At 59.8% G+C, this 17,755-nt stretch carries 17 protein-coding genes; 12 read left to right on the forward strand and 5 right to left on the reverse strand.

What is annotated here, in order from left to right:
* Nucleotides 1-69 precede the first annotated feature (69 nt).
* Nucleotides 70-1,761: an alpha,alpha-trehalase gene (locus AC3WS9_RS09315; protein ID WP_492487919.1), complete on the reverse strand. Its 1,692-nt coding sequence runs from the start codon at nt 1,759-1,761 to the stop codon at nt 70-72.
* Between the two features lie 416 nt (nt 1,762-2,177).
* On the opposite strand from AC3WS9_RS09315, the gene AC3WS9_RS09320 reads away from it, so the two are divergent.
* A complete protein-coding gene (locus AC3WS9_RS09320) occupies nt 2,178-3,560 on the forward strand; it encodes a carbohydrate porin (protein WP_324722637.1) in 1,383 nt (460 codons plus the stop codon).
* Nucleotides 3,561-3,571: 11 nt separating this feature from the next.
* On the opposite strand, the gene AC3WS9_RS09325 is transcribed toward AC3WS9_RS09320, so the two are convergent.
* Nucleotides 3,572-4,528 carry an AraC family transcriptional regulator gene (locus AC3WS9_RS09325; RefSeq protein ID WP_492487921.1) on the reverse strand — a complete coding sequence of 319 codons (957 nt, stop codon included), beginning with the start codon at nt 4,526-4,528 and terminating at the stop codon, nt 3,572-3,574.
* A 116-nt stretch (nt 4,529-4,644) separates the two neighbouring features.
* Here AC3WS9_RS09325 and AC3WS9_RS09330 point away from each other — a divergent pair, with 116 nt between their 5' ends.
* Entirely contained in the window at nt 4,645-5,832 is a 1,188-nt protein-coding gene (locus AC3WS9_RS09330) for an MFS transporter (protein WP_492487923.1), read from the forward strand.
* 85 nt (nt 5,833-5,917) lie between these two features.
* Here the strand turns inward: AC3WS9_RS09330 and gap are convergent, their stop codons facing one another.
* From gap to hpaX, 3 genes are all read right to left on the reverse strand, one after another.
* Nucleotides 5,918-6,928, reverse strand: a complete 1,011-nt coding sequence (gene gap / locus AC3WS9_RS09335; RefSeq protein ID WP_492487925.1) for a type I glyceraldehyde-3-phosphate dehydrogenase — start codon at nt 6,926-6,928, stop codon at nt 5,918-5,920.
* A gap of 78 nt (nt 6,929-7,006) precedes the next feature.
* Entirely contained in the window at nt 7,007-7,987 is a 981-nt protein-coding gene (locus tag AC3WS9_RS09340; protein ID WP_492487927.1) for a GlxA family transcriptional regulator, read from the reverse strand.
* A 31-nt stretch (nt 7,988-8,018) separates the two neighbouring features.
* Nucleotides 8,019-9,401 (reverse strand): 4-hydroxyphenylacetate permease, encoded by a 1,383-nt coding sequence (gene hpaX / locus AC3WS9_RS09345; protein WP_285144299.1) that lies wholly within the window; start codon nt 9,399-9,401, stop codon nt 8,019-8,021.
* 241 nt (nt 9,402-9,642) lie between these two features.
* Here hpaX and AC3WS9_RS09350 point away from each other — a divergent pair, with 241 nt between their 5' ends.
* The 10 genes from AC3WS9_RS09350 (at nt 9,643) to AC3WS9_RS09395 (ending at nt 17,700) form a co-directional block, all read left to right on the forward strand.
* Nucleotides 9,643-10,116, forward strand: a complete 474-nt coding sequence (locus tag AC3WS9_RS09350; RefSeq protein WP_492487929.1) for a MarR family winged helix-turn-helix transcriptional regulator — start codon at nt 9,643-9,645, stop codon at nt 10,114-10,116.
* A 333-nt stretch (nt 10,117-10,449) separates the two neighbouring features.
* Nucleotides 10,450-11,574, forward strand: coding sequence for an amidase (locus AC3WS9_RS09355; RefSeq protein ID WP_492487931.1), 1,125 nt, complete (start codon nt 10,450-10,452; stop codon nt 11,572-11,574).
* A gap of 93 nt (nt 11,575-11,667) precedes the next feature.
* Nucleotides 11,668-12,795 carry an acyl-CoA dehydrogenase family protein gene (locus tag AC3WS9_RS09360; protein WP_492487933.1) on the forward strand — a complete coding sequence of 376 codons (1,128 nt, stop codon included), beginning with the start codon at nt 11,668-11,670 and terminating at the stop codon, nt 12,793-12,795.
* Between the two features lie 23 nt (nt 12,796-12,818).
* Complete coding sequence (locus AC3WS9_RS09365; RefSeq protein WP_282494577.1) at nt 12,819-13,178, forward strand: IacB protein; 360 nt, start codon at nt 12,819-12,821, stop codon at nt 13,176-13,178.
* Between the two features lie 4 nt (nt 13,179-13,182).
* Nucleotides 13,183-13,719 carry a nuclear transport factor 2 family protein gene (locus tag AC3WS9_RS09370; protein WP_492487935.1) on the forward strand — a complete coding sequence of 179 codons (537 nt, stop codon included), beginning with the start codon at nt 13,183-13,185 and terminating at the stop codon, nt 13,717-13,719.
* A complete protein-coding gene (locus AC3WS9_RS09375) occupies nt 13,716-15,029 on the forward strand; it encodes an aromatic ring-hydroxylating oxygenase subunit alpha (RefSeq protein ID WP_492487937.1) in 1,314 nt (437 codons plus the stop codon). Before AC3WS9_RS09370 ends, AC3WS9_RS09375 begins: the two co-directional genes overlap by 4 nt.
* On the forward strand, nt 15,029-15,508 hold the full coding sequence (locus tag AC3WS9_RS09380) for an aromatic-ring-hydroxylating dioxygenase subunit beta (RefSeq protein WP_492490313.1): 480 nt from the start codon (nt 15,029-15,031) through the stop codon (nt 15,506-15,508). Before AC3WS9_RS09375 ends, AC3WS9_RS09380 begins: the two co-directional genes overlap by 1 nt.
* 10 nt (nt 15,509-15,518) lie before the next feature.
* Nucleotides 15,519-16,253 (forward strand): SDR family NAD(P)-dependent oxidoreductase, encoded by a 735-nt coding sequence (locus AC3WS9_RS09385; protein ID WP_492487939.1) that lies wholly within the window; start codon nt 15,519-15,521, stop codon nt 16,251-16,253.
* A gap of 9 nt (nt 16,254-16,262) precedes the next feature.
* Nucleotides 16,263-17,195, forward strand: coding sequence for a PDR/VanB family oxidoreductase (locus tag AC3WS9_RS09390; RefSeq protein WP_492487941.1), 933 nt, complete (start codon nt 16,263-16,265; stop codon nt 17,193-17,195).
* 10 nt (nt 17,196-17,205) lie between these two features.
* Nucleotides 17,206-17,700, forward strand: a complete 495-nt coding sequence (locus AC3WS9_RS09395) for a flavin reductase (RefSeq protein ID WP_282494571.1) — start codon at nt 17,206-17,208, stop codon at nt 17,698-17,700.
* Nucleotides 17,701-17,755: the final 55 nt, after the last annotated feature.

Raw genomic sequence — 17,755 nt, forward strand, 5'->3', positions numbered from 1 at the left:
GAACTCGCTTGCTTTTCTCCCTCTCCCCGTGGGAGAGGGCCGGGGTGAGGGCATCAGACCGCACAACTCCTACTGCGCTGCACTCTTCTCCACCGGCGCCACATCATCATTCGCCGCCGGCTGCGTCGCCGGCAAGCTGTCGCACGGTTTCTCTTTCGGGCACACCAGGTCCAGCATCTTCAGCGTCACGCCGTTGGTCCAGCCGAAGCCGTCCTGCAGCGGATACTCACCGCCGCCTCCGCCGGTCCCGGTGGTTGACACATCATATTTCTCGACCAGTTTCTGCTCGCGATCGTAGGTGTGCTGCACGTTAGTCAGGAAGCGCCAGGTGACATCCATCGCCACTTTCTTGTGACCATAGTTCTGCAACCCTTCGGCGGCCACCCACTGCAACGGTGCCCAACCGTTCGGCGCATCCCACTGCTGCCCGCTGTTAATCGTGGTGGTGGTGACACCACCCGGTTTCAACAGGCGCGAGGCGGTAGCGCTGGCGACTTTATCCGCCCGCTCTTTGGACGCCGCGTTGACATACAGCGGGAACAGGGCGGCGGCGGTTAGCTGATTGCGCACCTTTTTGCTCTTCAGATCGTAATCCGCATACCAGCCCTCTTTGTCATTCCACAGATGGCTCTCAATCGCTTTTTGCCGCGCACTGGCCAGCGCTTCATAGCGATTGGCACGCTCGGTATCCCCGGATTCCTGAGAAGCTTTCGCGAGCAGTTTTTCCATCTTGAACAGCAGGGCGTTCAGATCCACCGGCACAATGCTGGTGGTGCGAATAGTGCCGAGTTTTTGCGGATCGTCCATCCAGCGCGAGCTAAAGTCCCAGCCGGACGCCGCGGCGGAGCGCAGGTCGCGGTAGATCTCAGTCGCCGGGCGGTTCGGATTATTTTTGGCGGTGTTGACATCATCCAGCCAGGATTCCGGGCGCGGCGTGTCGCGATCGTCCCAGTAGCGATTCAGAATCGATCCGTCATCCAGTTTCACCACTCGCTTGTTGGCCTGACCGGGCTGCAGCGTCTCCACGCCTTGCATCCAGTAGCTGTACTCTTTTTCCATCTGCGGCAGGTAAGTTTTCAGCGCGTCCTTGTCGTGCGTCGCCAGCAGTTCGACCATCAGGGCGAAGAACGGCGGCTGGGAGCGGCTCAGATAATAGCTGCGGTTGCCGTTGGGGATATGACCGAAGTTGTCCAGCTCATAGCCGAAGTTCGCCACCATATCGCTGATTTTGTCCCAGTGGTCGCTCTCCGCCAGCCCCAGCATGGTGAAATAACTGTCCCAGTAATAGACCTCGCGGAAACGCCCGCCCGGCACCACGTAAGGCTTCGGCAGCGGCAGCAGAGAATCCCATTTGTCTGCCTTATCGGTGGTGCGCGTCAGCACCGGCCAAAGGCCGTCGATATGCTCGCGCAGGCTCTGTCCGGCAGGGGGAACGTACTTCTCGCCTTCGCCCGGCAGGGTGAAATTCACCTCCACGAAGTGGCGCAGGTCAAAACCGCGCTGCTGATGCTGCATACGATAATCCGCCAGAATCATCAGCGGATCGCTTTTCGGTACCGCATCAGCGAAGGTTTTTTGATCGGGGAACAGTTTGGCGCTTTGCACGTCGCTAAACAGGGGGCCGAGCAGAATATCTGGCGACTGTTTTTGCCCGGAAGGTAACTCATCAGCAACGCTCATTGCAGCGACGCTCAGCAGCGCGCACCCTAATGCCACGCGCAGCGCAAGCGGTGCGGGACGGCGCATCTCGGTTCTCGTCATCGGTCTTCTCCTTTTTATTCGCGAGCAGCGTCGCCGCTGCCGTCAATCACCTGAAAACCTTAGACGAATCTGACGGGTTTCGCGTGTCGAACCTCCCATTTTTCACAGTTCCAGACTCTTTACCCGTATCAGGATAAGCGGATATTTAACGTTAATAGATTTACTTGGTTTATTAATTTTAAATATTTATAGGCGCCGTAATTATATTTTTTATTTTTCTTTATGGGTTGCTGTAATTATAAGTGTGATCTCGCGCGTGCTCCGTTATTGAATTTCTCACTAAAGGCTTCTTCACGATCACATAAATAAAAAATCATAATCAACAGGTGAAAAAACGTAATGGAACCCGCCGCCCTGATTAGGCGAAATACCGAAGCTGTTCAGGAATGTCATAATAATTTATCAGGAAGGGATCCATGAGAATAAAACTTATTGTTTTGGCCGTCAGCGCACTCTGTTCCGCTGGGATCAATGCCGCACAGAATTCCCCCGATCTGGAAGAAAAACTCGCGCAGCTGGAAGCGCGTCTGGAAAAAGCCGAAAGCCGGGCAGAAAAGGCCGAGGCGCAAATTGAGCAATTAGAGAAAAACCAAACCGTGGCGGCAAAAAATCAGCCGACCGTGGCGGTGCAGTCCGCCGAGCCGGTGAGCGCCGCCGCATTACCCAAACTCACGCTCTCGGGCTATGGGGATATTAAATTTTATGGCGACGTCGAATTTAATATGGATGCCGCCAGCCGAAGTGGCGCATTAACCTCGATTAAAACCAGTGCTAACAAGGACTGGGCATCGGGAAATAATGAACGCTGGGATATTAACGGCCGTCTGCTGTTAGGGTTTGATGGATATCGCCGAATGGAGGACGGTAATTTCGCCGGATTCTCCGTCCAGCCGCTGGCGGATCTGACGGGTAAAATGAATCTCGATGATGCGGTGTTCTTCTTCGGCAACGAAAATAACTGGAAGATTAAAGTCGGCCGCTTCGAAGCCTACGATATGTTCCCGCTGAACCAGGATACCTTTATTGAGTACTCCGGGAATACCGCCAACGATCTCTACAGCGACGGCTACGGTTATATCTACATGATGAAAGAGGGTCGAGGCCGTAGCGACAGCGGCGGCAATTTCCTGATGAGTAAAACCCTCGATAACTGGTATTTCGAGGTCAACACTCTGCTGGAAAACGGCAGCACGCTGTTTGTCGATAAGCAGTATCACGGCATCGATCTCGATAACGACAAAAACGTCGCCTACGTCCGGCCGGTGATTTCATGGCAGAGCGGGCGCTTCTCCACGGCGGTGGCGATGGAGAGCAACCTTGTCAACAACGCCTACGGCTATCGCGACGCGTCCGGGCAGTGGGTCGATCAGTCCGATCGTACCGGGTATGGCCTGACGATGACCTGGAACGGGCAAAAAACCGATCCGGAAGAGGGCGTGGTGGTAAATCTCAACACCGCCTACATGGACGCCACGGATGAAACCGACTTTACCGCCGGGACTAATGCCCTGTGGCATAACTTCGAGCTGGGCTACATCTATGCCCACAACCAGGTGGATAAATTCAACTCTGCGAATGTATTCGACAACTGCGACAACGACTGCTGGATAACCGATCCGGGCGACTACGACATCCACACCATTCACGCCTCGTATCTCATCCCGAACGTGATGAAAATGAAGAACTTTAATATCTATCTCGGGGCCTACGCCTCATGGGTGCAAGCGCATCCGAACGACGGCGACGGAAATAACGACGACCGCTACGGTGGCCGCGTGCGCTTTAAATATTACTTCTGACGCCTCGCCGGTCAGACCTCTTCCGGGGTCTGGCTGGCCTCCCGCAGCGTGCCCGGCGCATGGCCGACAATACGCTTAAACGCCCGGCTAAAGGCCGCCAGCGATCCATATCCCAGCCGCAGCGCCACCGTCTCAATCGCCTGATGCTCATGTCGAATATACTGAATCGCCAGGCGCATTCTTAATTCACTCAGATACTTAGCGGGCGTGGTACCGGTCGCGGACAAAAAGCGCTCGGCGAACACGTAACGCGAAGTTCCGGCCTCTTTCGCCAGCTCCGCCACGCTCCAGTTGACGCCCGGCTGCTGATGCATGGCGTAAATTGCGCGGCTCAGACGCGGGTCGCGCAGCACCTGTACCCAGCCCGTGGCTTTCACGCAGCCCGCTTCCACCCAACCACGGACGATCAGCGCCGCTACCACGTCGGCGAGGCGCGCCAGGATCCCGGCGAAACCCACCTGGCGGGTCATGGATTCCCGCTCCATCGCCGCCAACAGCGGGTGGATCTCCGGCCAGGTCGACATCAGACGGCTGACCATCATCACTTCCGGCATCGCTTTGATCAGCGGCTGCATCCCGCCGAGTTCAAAATCCATGCATCCGCTGAATATCACCGTGTGTGCGCTTTCCGGGCACGGCTCGCAGGTGATGGCGCACACGGAGTTGCAAATCGGCTCGCTGGGAAAGGCCGACACCGGCGTGACGCAGGCATTTTCGTTCGACAGCAGGGCGTGGGCATTGCCGTTGGGGATAAACAGCGCATCGCCGCTGCTCAGGTTAAACACCGCGCCGCTCTCCATGCGCAGCACCGCCGAACCGTGGCTGACGAAGTGAAACTGCGCCTTGCCGGGCGCCTGACTAAACGCCACGCCAAAAGGGGCGCTGGCCTCAATCCGGCGATATTTCACTCCGGAGAGGCGCATTCCACGTAAAAGCTCACTGATTAAATCGGGCGACTGAACGGTCATCGGCACAACTCCGGACGAATTATCAATAAGTGGAGATTATATGTCATAGATCGTCCACGGGGAACACTCTATGCTTTTGCGATGTTTGTCACATTTTTCTAACTGGAGAGCAACAGATGAATTCAAGTATCGCGGCAAGCGAGGCCATAGCGCCCGCCAGACCCGCCTGGCGCGCGGTCTATTCACTGGGACTGGGGGTTTTTGGCCTGATCACGGCGGAGTTTTTACCCGCCAGTTTGTTAACGCCGATGGCCGCAAGCCTCGGCGTCAGCGAAGGGATGGCCGGGCAGGCGGTGACCGCGACGGCGCTGGTGGCGCTGGTGACCGGGCTGCTCATCACCCCGGCCACCAAAAGCATCGACCGCCGCTGGGTGCTGATGTTTTTCTCGGTGCTGCAGATCATCTCCAGTCTGCTGGTGGCCTTCGCGCCGAATTTGCAGGTGCTGCTGATGGGCCGCCTGCTGCTGGGCGTCGCCATCGGCGGGTTCTGGGCGATGTCGACGGCCACGGCAATGCGTCTGGTGCCTGCGCAGCACGTGCCGAAAGCGCTGGCGATCATCTTCTCCAGCGTGTCGATTGCGACCGTGGTGGCCGCACCGCTCGGCAGCTATCTCGGCAGCCTGATCGGCTGGCGCAACGTCTTTATCCTCTGCATTCTGCCGAGCATGCTGGCGCTGCTCTGGCAGCTGTGGGTGCTCCCGTCGATGAAACCGGAAAGCAGCGGCAGTCTCGGGACTTTGCTGCGCGTGCTGCGCCGTCCGGGGATGATCGGCGGCCTGCTGGCGACGGTGCTGATTTTTAGCGGTCACTTTGCCTTCTTCACCTATCTGCGTCCGTTCCTCGAAACCGTCGGGCAGGCGAGCGTCGAGAGCATTTCGCTGATCCTGCTCGGCTTTGGTCTCGCTAACTTTGTCGGTACCTCGATTGCCGGGCACCTGCTGGCACGACACTTACGCCTGACCCTGGCGCTGGTACCTTTCGTGATGGGCGTGCTGGCGCTGACCATGGTGGCGTTCGGTCATCTGGCGATGCTCGATGGATTGCTGGTCGCGATGTGGGGCTTCGCCTTCGGCCTGGTGCCGGTGGGCTGGTCAACCTGGCTTGCGACCACCGTGCCGGACGAAGCCGAAAGCGCGGGTGGCCTGCTGGTGGCATCGATTCAATTTGCGATTGGCGCGGGTGCCGCAGGCGGCGGGGCAGTGTTTGACCTCAACGGCGCCAGCGGCGTCTTCGCCGGAAGCGGGCTGTTGCTTGTCTCCGCGATGGTGATTGTGCTGATGGGTGTACGCGTCAAAGCGGCGTAAAAACTGCCCGGTGGCGCTGCGCTTACCGGGCCTACAAAATCAAAACGTAGGCCGGGTAAGGCGTAGCCGCCACCCGGCTTTTCTGTTACACCCCTTTCTCATCCATCAGCACCGCCAAATCCACCAGGCGGTTGGAGAAGCCCCACTCGTTGTCATACCACGCGAGGATCTTCACCATATTCCCGCCAATCACCAACGTAGAAAGCCCGTCGATAATTGATGAACGCGGGTCACCCTGATAATCACTCGACACCAGCGGTTCATCGCTGTACCCCAGAATGCCTTTCAGAGGTCCCGCAGAGGCCGCTTCACGAAAGGCGTTATTCACCTCTTCAACCGTCACTTCCCGGCTCAGGGTCACCGTCAGATCGACAATCGATACCACCGGCACCGGGACGCGCAATGAATACCCGGTCAGACGCCCGTCGAGCTCTGGAATCACCTTCCCGAGCGCTTTCGCCGCGCCGCTGGAGTAGGGCACAATCGACAGGGCCGCCGCGCGCGCACCGCGCAGATCTTTCTCCGGCTGGTCGTGCAGCGCCTGGCTGTTGGTGTAGGCGTGAGTGGTGTTCATCAGGCCATGCTCGATGCCGAAGTGCTGATGCAGCACCTGCGCCGCCGGGGCCAGACCGTTGGTCGTGCAACTCCCGTTACTCACCACAAAATGCTGAGCCGGATCGTACAGCTGATGGTTCACGCCCATCACTACCGTCAAATCATCGTTCTTACCCGGCGCGGAGATGATGACCCGTTTCGCGCCGCCTTTATCGATATGCACTGCCGCTTTCTCGCGGTCGGTGAAGAAACCGGTGGCCTCAATCACCACATCCACGTCGACGCTGCGCCACGCAATATTCGCCGGGTCGCGCTCGCTGAAGACCGTAATCCGTTTGCCATCCACCTGCAGATGGTTATCGGCAGCCTCTACGGGCACCGGCAGCGTCCCGAGCAGGGAGTCGTATTTCAGCAGATGAGCGAGGGTTTTACTGTCCGTCAGATCGTTAATCGCCACGATCTCAATGTCCGGATTGCCGAGGGCAGCGCGCAGGAAGTTGCGTCCAATTCTGCCGAAACCATTAATACCGACCTTAACCATGATGCACTCCTTAACTGTGGTGTCTGGAGTCACTGTAGGCGTCAGGCCGGTTGGCGTAAATGACAAAAAAGGATCACATTACGCCATTTTGCGGCAGTGGAAGCGCTGGCGATACTCGCCGGGAGTGAGGTGGAGCTGTTTCTCAAACACGCGCCTGAGGTTGATGCTGCTGCCAAACCCGCTCTGCTCCGCGATGCGCTCCAGCGGTTCGCTGGTCTGCTCCAGCAGCTGACGGGCGGCGGCGAGGCGGGCTTCCATCACGTAACGCGCCGGGGAGGCCCCGGTTTCGCGGGTAAAGACGCGGGTGAAATTGCGTGGGCTCATCGCCGCCTGTTCCGCCAGCTTTTCGACGCACAGATCGTCCGTGAGATGGTTCAAAATCCAGGTCTGGAGTTCACCGATCGGCCCGGAACTGCTGTACTGGTGCAGGTTGTAGCGGCTGAACTGCAGCTGCCCGCCGGGGCGGCGCAGGTACATCACCAGATCCTGCGCCACGTCGCGCGCCAGGGTAAAACCGTAATCCTCTTCGACCAGCGCCAGCGTCAGATCAAACCCCGAGCTCACGCCGCCAGAGGTCCAGATCGGACCGTCCTGAATATAGAGCGGGCCGCCTTCGACTTTGATGGTAGGCCAGGTTTTTTGCATCGTCTCCAGCAGCCGCCAGTGGGTGGTGGCGCGGCGACCGTCGAGCAAACCGCTCTGCGCCAGCAGCATCGCGCCGCCGCAAATCGAGGCGATGCGCCGGGCGTGCGGGGCGGCCAGATGCAGCCAGTCCACCACCGCGGTGCTCTCCAGCTCGTTCATCCCGCGACCGGTAATGATGATGGTGTCGAGCGGTTCGCGCGGATCCAGCTCCGGCAGGCGATAGTCCGCCAGCAGGTTTAATCCGGACTGACCGTGGATCACCTGATGCGGCTGGGTGGTGGCGATAATAATGCGATAGCGAGGCTGGGCGAGGCCTTCCGGATGGAGCTGGTTGGCCTGCATCAGAATGTCTGCGATACCGGCGGCTTCGAACAACATGCCGCCGTCAGGGACGATAATCAGGATTTTCTTCATGTCCTGAAAAGTATCTTTTTTACATAATAAGTCAAGTCGAGAGTGGGGCGGCGGCTTTTTGCACAGCGGTTTTGCTCATCGGGATCAGGGCGATAATCAGCGCGCCCAGCACCAGGAATCCGGCCACCATAAAGATCCCGGCGTTGAAGTTCCCGGTGACGTCTTTCATCCAGCCCATCAGCAGCGGCCCGAGCGCCGCGCCGGTCATCCCGGTGGCGTTGATCACCGCGATCCCCACCGCACGAGCGCGCAGAGAGATAAAGCGGTCCGGCGTGGTCCAGAAGATCACCATCGCCGCAAACGCGCCTGCCGACGCCATCACAATGCCGGTAAACTGCAGCATCGCATGGGTACTCGAGGCGGTTAACATCCAGCCTGCGGCGGCAAAGAGATACGGCAGCAGGGTGTGGATTTTGCGCTCGTTCAGGCGGTCGGAGCGCTTACTCCACCAGACCATCGCCACAATCGTACACACCTGCGGAATGGCGCTCAGCAAACCGATGGTGACGTTGCTGCTGGTTTCGTTGAAGCTGCGCAGGATCAGCGGCGTCCAGACGCTCAGGGCGCTCAACGTGTTGGTGAGACAGAAATAGGCCACCGTGTAGAGAATAATAATCGGTGTGAACAGTTCGCGCGCCACGCTGCGCTGGGGCAGGGTATTCGCTTCCAGCTGGGTTTTGCTGGCGGCGATTTTATCCGCTTCGAGCATCTCTGCCAGACAGGCTTTGTCATCCTCGGTCAGCCATTTGGCCTTCGACGGGCTGTCATCCAGCCAGAACCAGACCACCAGACCGAGCAGCACGGACGGGAAGCCCTCCAGCAGGAACAGCCACTGCCAGCCCTTCAGATTCAGCAGGCCGTCCATGTTCAGAATGTAGCCGGAGGCCAGCGACCCGAGCGCCATCGTCACCGGCATCGCAATCATAAACAGCGCGTTAGCACGCGCACGATAATGGGCCGGGAACCAGTAGGTTAAATAGAGCAACAGGCCCGGTAAAAAGCCCGCTTCGGCGATCCCGACCAGCATGCGCAGGACGTACAAACTGTTCGGCCCGGTGGCGAACATGGTGGCGGTGGAGGCGATACCCCACACCACCATCAGCACCGCAATCCAGCGCCGCGCGCCGACGATACTCAGCATGATGTTGCTCGGAATGCCGCAAATCACGTACATCACGTAGAACAGGGTAGTGGCGAGGCCAAACATGGTGCTGGTCAGGCCCAGATCTTTGCCCATCGTCAGACCGGCAAAGCCAATGTTGATGCGATCGAGGTAGGAAAATACGAACAGAATAAATAAAAACACAATCAGCCGACGGAACAGCTTTTTGATCACGGCCTGCTGGCGAGGGTCCAGAGCGTCGGGCGCAGACGACGGCGGGCGCGTCTGCTCCACAGAAGAACGTTCGTTCATAAAATGCTCCACATTGCGATTATTAGAATTTTCAACGACAGCTAACGTATAGAAAATAGCCACCGCAAACGTCAATGCAATGTGTAAAAAATGATACGTAATTGTTAATCAGTCAGCAATTTTGAATCATAATGCGATCGGGATCTCTTATACGTTTCAGCACGCTCTCAGATAGGCTTAGTCGCCGCCGGATCGCGGGGTATAATCGTTCACTCTGACGCTTTTTTTGGTAAGGAAACGCATGACAACTCTAAAAAATACCCCGGACGGCGCACCTGACGATCCCGCCTTTCATCGCGAAGCGTTTCCGTTCTACTGGATCGTGAATGTTTATGCGCGTTACACGCAAATCATCGAAATCACACTGAAAAAAGCCCAGCTGGACGTGTCTCGCTTTCGGGTGCTGATGGTCACGCACCAGTACGGCAAAGCCAGCATTTCGCAGATTTCTGAATACGCGATGGCGAAAATGCCGACCATCACCAAAATCGTCGGGCGGCTGCGCGATGACGGTCTGGTGACCACCGCCAGCAGCGAACAGGACGCGCGCGTCACCGAAGTGATGCTCACGGCGGCCGGTCTGAAAAAAGTGGAAGAAGCCTACGCCCTGACCGAAAAAGTGTTCGAAAAAGGCTTCAAAGGGATGAGTGTGTCGCAGGTCGATAAGATGAATCTGTCACTCGCCAAAGTACTGGATAACCTCAACGAACTGTGAGGTCAAATTATCCGATGACAAATTTGTGAACTCCGTAGTATTTCTCTCTAACCTTCTGTAATTACAACCATAAATTGCTTATGTCGCTCTGAATCTCCGGAGCGACACGGCTTTCTGTTTCCCGCCATTTTGTCTTATTTTTCATCATCCTGAATCAGTAACCTTGCAGAATTAAAGGTTAATAAAATGTTGCGTCAGCGTAAAATTAACGTGAAAGATTACTTGAATTTTCATCTAATTCTTCCATGATTGACCTAACGTTAGTCAGGACAAAAAGGCAGCAGTGACTGCCAGCCTGAATATGATTCACTTTTTCTGGTTAAGGTATCAATCATGAAGCCAGTTTATGAGAGCAATGGTTACGTTGAGCAATTCGTCCTCGGCGAAGGCGACCTGCGATTCGCGGTGAAAGACACCCTGGACGTCGCCGGGCATCAGACCCGCGCAGGCTGCCCGGCGCTGGCAAACGTCCCGGTCGCCGGGCAGCACGCCAGCGTGGTCGCTGCGCTGCTGGCAAAGCACTGCCAGCTGACGGGCAAAACCACCCTGCATGAGCTGGCGTTTGGCGTCACCGGAATCAACCCCTGGGGCGGCACGCCGGTCAATCCGCGCTATCCGGCGCTGATTCCGGGCGGCTCGTCCAGCGGCTCTGCCGCCGTGGTCGCCTCCGGTGAGGTCGATTTTTCGCTGGGCACCGACACCGGCGGCTCCGTGAGAATGCCCGCCGCCTGCTGCGGAATTCTCGGATTCAAACCCGGCTTCGGCGTGCTCAGCCGTGACGGCGTGATGCCTGCCCAAAGCTCTCTCGACTGTGTCGGCGTTTTTGCGAGCGACGCCGCGGTGTTGCGCCAGGCGATGACCCGTCTCTCGATTCCCGTCGGCGACCCGCTGGACGCGCTGCCGGCGATGGCGTTTATCTCCGCCGCGTCAGAAGACATCGACGCAACGCTTCTGAATTTCCTTGAACAGCAGGGCGTGACGCCGCAACAGGCGCCACTCCCGGATCTCCATGATGCCCACCGGGCAGGCTTAACCCTCATCAGCCACGAAAACTGGCAGGCGTTCAGCCCGCTGCTGGCTGGCAATCAGGTTTCGCCGGACGTCGCCTCGCGTATCCGCGCCGGGGCGGACGTCAGCGCCGAAGCGCTCGATGCCGCCGAACAGATACGCGCAACCTTCACCGCGCAGGTCGATGCACTGCTTGCGAAAACCTCGCTGCTGGCGCTGGCGACGCTGCCTGAACTCCCGCTGACGCTTGAGGAAGCCGCCGATCCGCTCGGCGTGGTGAACCTCACGCGGCTGGTCCGCCCGTTCAACCTCAGCGGCCATCCGGCCATCACGCTTGCGGTGGCTGAACGGCGTGGGCGTCCGGTTTCGCTCCAGCTGATTGCCGCCAAAGGTCACGACGGGCTGCTGGTGCAGGCCGTCGAGTGGCTCACGGGCCGACGACAAGCGTAATTCCCGTTTTTCTTACCCGATGACTCAGTGAGTACGACTCATTGCGGCCGCGCTCGCCTTGCGCACACCGCACAACCCTTTTCGGAGGACGCCATGTCTGCCATTCCTGTTCGTGAAGAACTTGTTCCGCTTCTGAGTGATGTCGCGGCTCGCAGCCGGGAGTTTGAGCATCAACGTCATATCTCTGACGACATCATCGCCCGTTTCAGACAGGTGGGCGTCTACCGCGCGCTGGTGCCGAAAATCTACGGCGGCGACGAATGCTCCCCGGCGCAGTTTTGCGAGCTGGTGGAGCAAATCTCCACCGCCGACGGCTCCGCAGGCTGGGTGGCGAGTTTCGGCATGAGCCCGTTTTACCTCGGCGCGCTGCCGCCAGACACCCTGCAAGAGCTCTACCGCGACGGGCCGGACGTGGTCTTTGCGGGGGGGATCTTCCCGACGCAAAAAGCCACTCAGGCCGACGGCGGGTATCGCGTCAGCGGACGCTGGAGCTTTGCCAGCGGCAGCATGGGCGCCTCGGTGCTGGGCGTCGGGATTTTGCCGGACGCCGATCAGGCCCTGCCGCGCATGGCGGTCCTACCGCGGGCCAGCGTGCAGATCGATCCCGTCTGGGACACGGTCGGCCTCGCCGGAACCGGCAGCCACGATCTGGTGGTCAACGATGTTTTCGTCCCGCAGGAGTGGACCTTTATTCGCGGCGGGGCGCTGAATGTCGAGGGGCCGTTGTATCGCTATCCGGTGCTGTCGCTCGCGACCCAGGTGCTCTCCGTGGTGGCGCTCGGGGTGGCTCGCGCGGCGCTCAACGAAATCTACGCCATCGCCCATCGTCAGCAGTCGGTGACCGGCGCGCCGCGTCTGGCCGACCGCCAGCAGGCGCAGATGCAAATTGCCCGCTGCGAAGCCGAACTGCGCTCCGCCCGCGCCTGGTTCTACGAAGCCATCGACGACGTCTGGCAGAGCCTGCTGGCCGGGGACGACGCGAGCTGCGAGCAGATTAATGCGCTCAGACTTTCATCGACCCACGTCACCCGCGTCGCCGCCGACGTAGCGCGTCAGGCGCTGGCGCTGAACGGCATGGGCGGCGTCACGCTGACCAGCCCGCTGCAGCGTTTTGTCCGCGACACCATGGTGATCACCCAGCACGCCTTTATGGGCGATCTCTCGTACCTCAACGCCGGTACGGTCTTTTTCGGCGGCAAACCGCTGCCCGGTTACTTGTGATTTTTTAACGTAAGGAGCAACAGATGAGCCAGTCAACAACGTTACGTGTGCTGTTTTGCATCGGGGTGAATCAGAACTTTTTCGACGCCAGCCCGGCGGAAGCCAAACAAGTATGGGGCGCCTTCGGCGTGATGATGAAAGGGATCGAAGAGACCCCAGGTATTCGCGTCATCGGCAACATGGATGACGACCAGCTGATGGTCGGCCCGTCCACCACCGCGCCCTGGACCACCTACGTGCTGGCGGATGCCGAGAAACTGGAGAACGTCGCCGCCGTCTGCAACCTGTTCCGCACCACGCCGGTGGGCGAGGGCGGCAGCAAACTGTGGAAGTACTGCAAAATCGAAGCCCGCGTGGGCCGCGAACTGATTATCCAGGGCTAAGACCATGAACGCACAGGATGCGCTGCGCTTACAGCAGCTCGAAGACAGCCAGGCGGCGCGGGTGTGCATCAGCGATTACATGCGCCTGTGCGACCAGCTCGACAGCCCTGACACCGTGCAGGCGATTGGCGCGCTATTTACCGCCGACGCCTGCTGGGAGGGGCTCGGCGAACCCTACGCCACGCGTCTCGGTAAACACCTGGGGCGCGAGGCAATTGTCACCATGATGGCGAGCTACGTGCGCCTTCCCGCGCATTTTGCCCTCAACGCGCATTTCCTGTGCTCGGAAGCGCTGGGCCATACGCCGGACGGCGAGCTGCGCGGGCGCTGGCTGATGCTGCAAACCTCGGAATTTACCGCCGGAGGTGCGCACCTCAACGCGGCGGAAATCTGCGTCACCTTTGTGCGCAACGCGAACGGTATGGCGATGCGCCACTTTACCACCCGCAACCTGTTCAGCCGACCGGTGGACCGCTGGCATGCGGCGGATGAATTACCTGTCCCTGATAAAAAAGAAAACGTGCAGGAGAACCAGACATGAATTGCGATCACCTGATCACCATTAAAAATATCGACACTACGCCGCAATCTCTGCCGACATCGGCAGAGATTGCCGGACTGGTGCAAAGCGACCGCGTCCACACCTCGCTTTATACCTCCGACAGCCTGTTCCAGCTCGAGCTGGATCGCATCTTCAGCAAGACCTGGGTGTGGGTGGCGCACGCCAGTGAAATCCCGGAGACCGGCAGCTTCAAAACCACCGAGCTGGGTACTCAGCCGGTGATTGTGGTGCGCGATCGCAAAGGCACCGTCCACACGCTGCTCAACCGCTGCCGCCACCGCGCGGCGACCGTGTGCGAACACCGCAGCGGCAAAACTAACAGCTTCGTCTGCCCGTACCACGGCTGGGGCTATGCTCTGGACGGCAGCCTGCGCGGCGTGCCGCACCCGGAAAGCTACGCCGATCAGCTGGAAAAAGGCGAGCTGGGGCTGGTTTCCCTGCGTACGGAACAGTACGCGGGGATGATTTTCGCCACCTTTAACGAGCAGATTGAGCCCCTGGAAGATTTCCTCGGCGCGGCGAAAAAGTGGATGGATCTGTTTATGAAGCAGGGCGCGGGCTATCCGATCAAAACCGGCCCGGCGCACCGCTTCCGCTTCCCCGGCAACTGGAAAATCCAGCTCGAAAACACCACCGACGGCTACCACTTCCCGGTGGTTCACCGCTCGTTCTTAAGCTCCGTCGATAAGCAGACCGAAGAGATGCTCAACTTCGTCGACGGCAGCGGCTACGTCGAAGATCTGGGCAACGGCCACAGCGTGATGGTGATGATCCCGGAATTAGTGGATCTCGAGGCCAATCTCGACGCACCGATCCCCGAGCGCTTTGAACAGCTGGCCGAGGCCCTGCGCGCCGACCACGACGAACAGCAGGTGCGTCGCATCGTGCGCGCCGTCGGCGGCTCCGGTTTCAACCTCAATATCTTCCCGAACATCGCCTGTTCGATGGCCTTCTTCCGCGTGCTCCAGCCGGTGTCCGTCAACGAAACCGAAATCCACCACGCGGTGATCACCATGGACGGCGGCCCTGAAATCGCCAACCAGGCGCGCCTGCGTCTGCACGAACACTTCCAGGGGCCGATGGGCTTCGGCACGCCGGACGACTCGGAGGCCTGGGAGCGCGTACAGCGCGGCGCCACGGCGGGCGACGACCTGTGGATCATGCTCAACCGCGGGCTGGCGGGCGAGTACCGCACCGACGACGGCCTGCGCAGCGACGTCAGCGCCGAAACCGGGATGCGCGCCGCCTACCAGCAGTGGAAAAAACTGATGACGGAGAGCGAACAATGATGACGCCAGAATCTCAACTCTTTGCCGCCGTGACCCTGATTAACCTCGAGGGCGACCTGCTCGATCAAGGCGAATTCACCGCCTGGCTGGATCTGTGGCAGCACGACGGTCTGTACGTGGTGCCGATCGACCCGAACGAAACCGACTTTAAAAACACGCTCAACTACGCCTGCGACGATCACCACATGCGTGAAAAACGCGTCCACCGCCTCTACAGCGGGGAGTCGATCTCCACCACGCCGCGCGCCAGAACCCTGCGCACGCTGTCGCGTTTTCGTCTGCTGGAAGCGAACGACGATTTACTGGTGGTGCGCGGGGCGCAGTCCCTGTGGGAACACCGCAAGGGCCACAGCCGCCATTACGCGGCGGATATCACCTGGCAGCTGCAGCGCGAGACCGACCGCCTGCGCATCCAGCAGAAGGTGATCCGCCTGGTCAACAGCGACGATGTGCTGCACAGCATCGGCTACATCCTGTGAGGAATCGCTCATGACGCAAACCGCATTAGTGACCGGCGCGGCCGCCGGTCTGGGCAATGTCATCGCCGCGCATCTGCTGGAGCAGGGGTTCCAGGTGGTGCTGACGGACGTCGACGCCGCGCGCGCCCGACAGGCGGCGGACGCGCTCGACCACGACAACGTGCTGGCGCTTGGGCTGGATATCCGCCAGCCGGAGGATTTTACCCGCGCGCTGGACGCCACCGTCGCCCGTTTCGGCAGCTTACAGGTGCTGGTGAACAACGCCGCCCTGACCCTCGCCACGCCGGTGATGGAGATTGGCGTCGATGAGTTCGACCGGGTGATCTCCACCAATCTGCGCGGCACCTTTGTCGGCTGCCAGACGCTGGGGCGCTATTTCGCCGCCCAACACTACGGCCGCATTATCAATCTGGCGTCGCTGGCCGGGCAGAACGGCGGCACGGCATCCGGCGCGCACTACGCGGCCTCGAAGGGCGGCATTTTGACGCTGACCAAAATCTTCGCCCGCGAGCTGAGCAAATCCGGCGTGACGGTCAATGCCATCGCGCCGGGCCCGATGGATTCGCCGATGGTTCACGCCCTGGTGCCAGAAGAGAAAATGGCCGGGCTGCTTGCGATGATCCCGGTCGGGAAACTCGGTGAGCCGGAGTTTATCGCCCAGGCCGTGGCATTGCTGGCTTCCCCGCAGGCGTCGTTTGTCACCGGGGCGACCTGGGACATCAACGGCGGCCTGTTCATGCGCTAAGGAGTTCTCATGCTGACTTTACAGGTGATCCGCCGCGAGCTGCAGGGCGAGGTGGTCCTGCTGACCCTGGCGCATGTGGATGGCATTCCGCTCCCGACGTTTCGCGCCGGGGCGCATATCGACCTGCATCTGAGCGCCGATCTGATTCGTCCGTACTCGCTGTGCAGCGACCCTAAGGACGCGCAGCACTACCAGCTCGGCGTGCTGAAAGACTCACGCTCAACGGGCGGGTCGCTGGCTGCCCACGCCCTGCGCGAAGGGGATGAGATTCAGGTCAGCGAGCCGCGCAACCTGTTTGCGCTGGACGACGCCGCGGCCCACAGCCTGCTGATTGGCGGCGGGATTGGCATCACGCCGATGCTGGCGATGGCTGCGGAACTCCACGCCGCCGGACGCAGTTTTTCGCTGCACTACTGCGCCCGATCGCGCTCGCAGGCGGCGTTCATTCCGCAGCTGGAAAACGCCCCCTTCGCGGAACGGGTACACCTGCACTTTAGCGACCAACATCGTCTGAATCTGGACGCGGTGCTGTGCGACGTGCCCGACAACACCCACGTCTACACCTGCGGTCCGACGCGGCTGATGGATGCGGTGACCGATCGGGCGAAAGCTCAGGGATACCGCCTGGAGCAAATCCATCAGGAGTGTTTCAGCGCGGAAGTGCAGACCGGCGGTACGGCTTTTGAAGTGGTGGCCGCGGCCAGCGGCATCAGCGTGAAAGTGCTGGAAAACCAGACCATCGTCGAGGCGCTGGCTCAGGCCGGGCTGAAGGTGAATGTGTCGTGCAAGCAGGGGATCTGCGGCAGCTGCCTGACGGACGTGCTGGAAGGCGAGCCGGATCACCGCGACCACTATCTGACCGACGAAGAGAAAGCCGACGGCGATCAGATCCTGCTCTGCTGTTCGCGGGCGAAGTGCGCCCGTCTCGTTATCGATTTGTAAGGAATCACTTATGACACTGCAAACAGAATTTCGTAATGCGATGGCGCAGCTCGGCAGCGCGGTTTCGGTGATCACCACCGACGGTCCGGCGGGGAAATTTGGCTTTACCGCCTCGGCGGTCTGTAGCGTGACCGACCAGCCGCCAACGCTGCTGGTGTGCATGAACCGCAACTCCTACGCCCATCAGCACTTCAAACAGAACGGCACCCTGTGCGTCAACGTGCTCTCCGGGGAGCATCAGGATCTCTCCGGTGTTTTTGCCAACGCCAGCCTGCGTTCCGAAGAGCGATTTCTGCACGACCGCTGGCAGGTGATGAGCAGCGGCGCGCCGGTGCTCAGTTCAAGCGTCGCCAGCTTCGACTGCACCATCGACACCTGTCACGAAGTGGGCAGCCACAGCGTTTTCTACTGCCAGGTGCAGGCGATCCGCATCAGCGAGCAGCCGCGCGGGCTGGTCTACTTCAACCGCCGCTATCACACCGTCGGTGACGATGTGCAGGCGTAAGCCCACGACAACAAGAGGGGACGCGCGTTATGAGTAATGTCGTCACTGAAAACCG

Source organism: Lelliottia sp. EB106-05-01-XG201 (assembly GCF_058791735.1).

Excerpts from the sequence above, each read along its gene's own strand:
- AC3WS9_RS09315 (WP_492487919.1), bottom strand. The coding sequence starts at position 1,761 with ATGACGAGAACCGAGATGCGCCGTCCCGCACCGCTTGCGCTGCGCGTG.
- AC3WS9_RS09320 (WP_324722637.1), top strand. The coding sequence starts at position 2,178 with ATGAGAATAAAACTTATTGTTTTGGCCGTCAGCGCACTCTGTTCCGCT.
- AC3WS9_RS09325 (WP_492487921.1), bottom strand. The coding sequence starts at position 4,528 with ATGACCGTTCAGTCGCCCGATTTAATCAGTGAGCTTTTACGTGGAATG.
- AC3WS9_RS09330 (WP_492487923.1), top strand. The coding sequence starts at position 4,645 with ATGAATTCAAGTATCGCGGCAAGCGAGGCCATAGCGCCCGCCAGACCC.
- gap (WP_492487925.1), bottom strand. The coding sequence starts at position 6,928 with ATGGTTAAGGTCGGTATTAATGGTTTCGGCAGAATTGGACGCAACTTC.
- AC3WS9_RS09340 (WP_492487927.1), bottom strand. The coding sequence starts at position 7,987 with ATGAAGAAAATCCTGATTATCGTCCCTGACGGCGGCATGTTGTTCGAA.
- hpaX (WP_285144299.1), bottom strand. The coding sequence starts at position 9,401 with ATGAACGAACGTTCTTCTGTGGAGCAGACGCGCCCGCCGTCGTCTGCG.
- AC3WS9_RS09350 (WP_492487929.1), top strand. The coding sequence starts at position 9,643 with ATGACAACTCTAAAAAATACCCCGGACGGCGCACCTGACGATCCCGCC.
- AC3WS9_RS09355 (WP_492487931.1), top strand. The coding sequence starts at position 10,450 with ATGAAGCCAGTTTATGAGAGCAATGGTTACGTTGAGCAATTCGTCCTC.
- AC3WS9_RS09360 (WP_492487933.1), top strand. The coding sequence starts at position 11,668 with ATGTCTGCCATTCCTGTTCGTGAAGAACTTGTTCCGCTTCTGAGTGAT.
- AC3WS9_RS09365 (WP_282494577.1), top strand. The coding sequence starts at position 12,819 with ATGAGCCAGTCAACAACGTTACGTGTGCTGTTTTGCATCGGGGTGAAT.
- AC3WS9_RS09370 (WP_492487935.1), top strand. The coding sequence starts at position 13,183 with ATGAACGCACAGGATGCGCTGCGCTTACAGCAGCTCGAAGACAGCCAG.
- AC3WS9_RS09375 (WP_492487937.1), top strand. The coding sequence starts at position 13,716 with ATGAATTGCGATCACCTGATCACCATTAAAAATATCGACACTACGCCG.
- AC3WS9_RS09380 (WP_492490313.1), top strand. The coding sequence starts at position 15,029 with ATGACGCCAGAATCTCAACTCTTTGCCGCCGTGACCCTGATTAACCTC.
- AC3WS9_RS09385 (WP_492487939.1), top strand. The coding sequence starts at position 15,519 with ATGACGCAAACCGCATTAGTGACCGGCGCGGCCGCCGGTCTGGGCAAT.
- AC3WS9_RS09390 (WP_492487941.1), top strand. The coding sequence starts at position 16,263 with ATGCTGACTTTACAGGTGATCCGCCGCGAGCTGCAGGGCGAGGTGGTC.
- AC3WS9_RS09395 (WP_282494571.1), top strand. The coding sequence starts at position 17,206 with ATGACACTGCAAACAGAATTTCGTAATGCGATGGCGCAGCTCGGCAGC.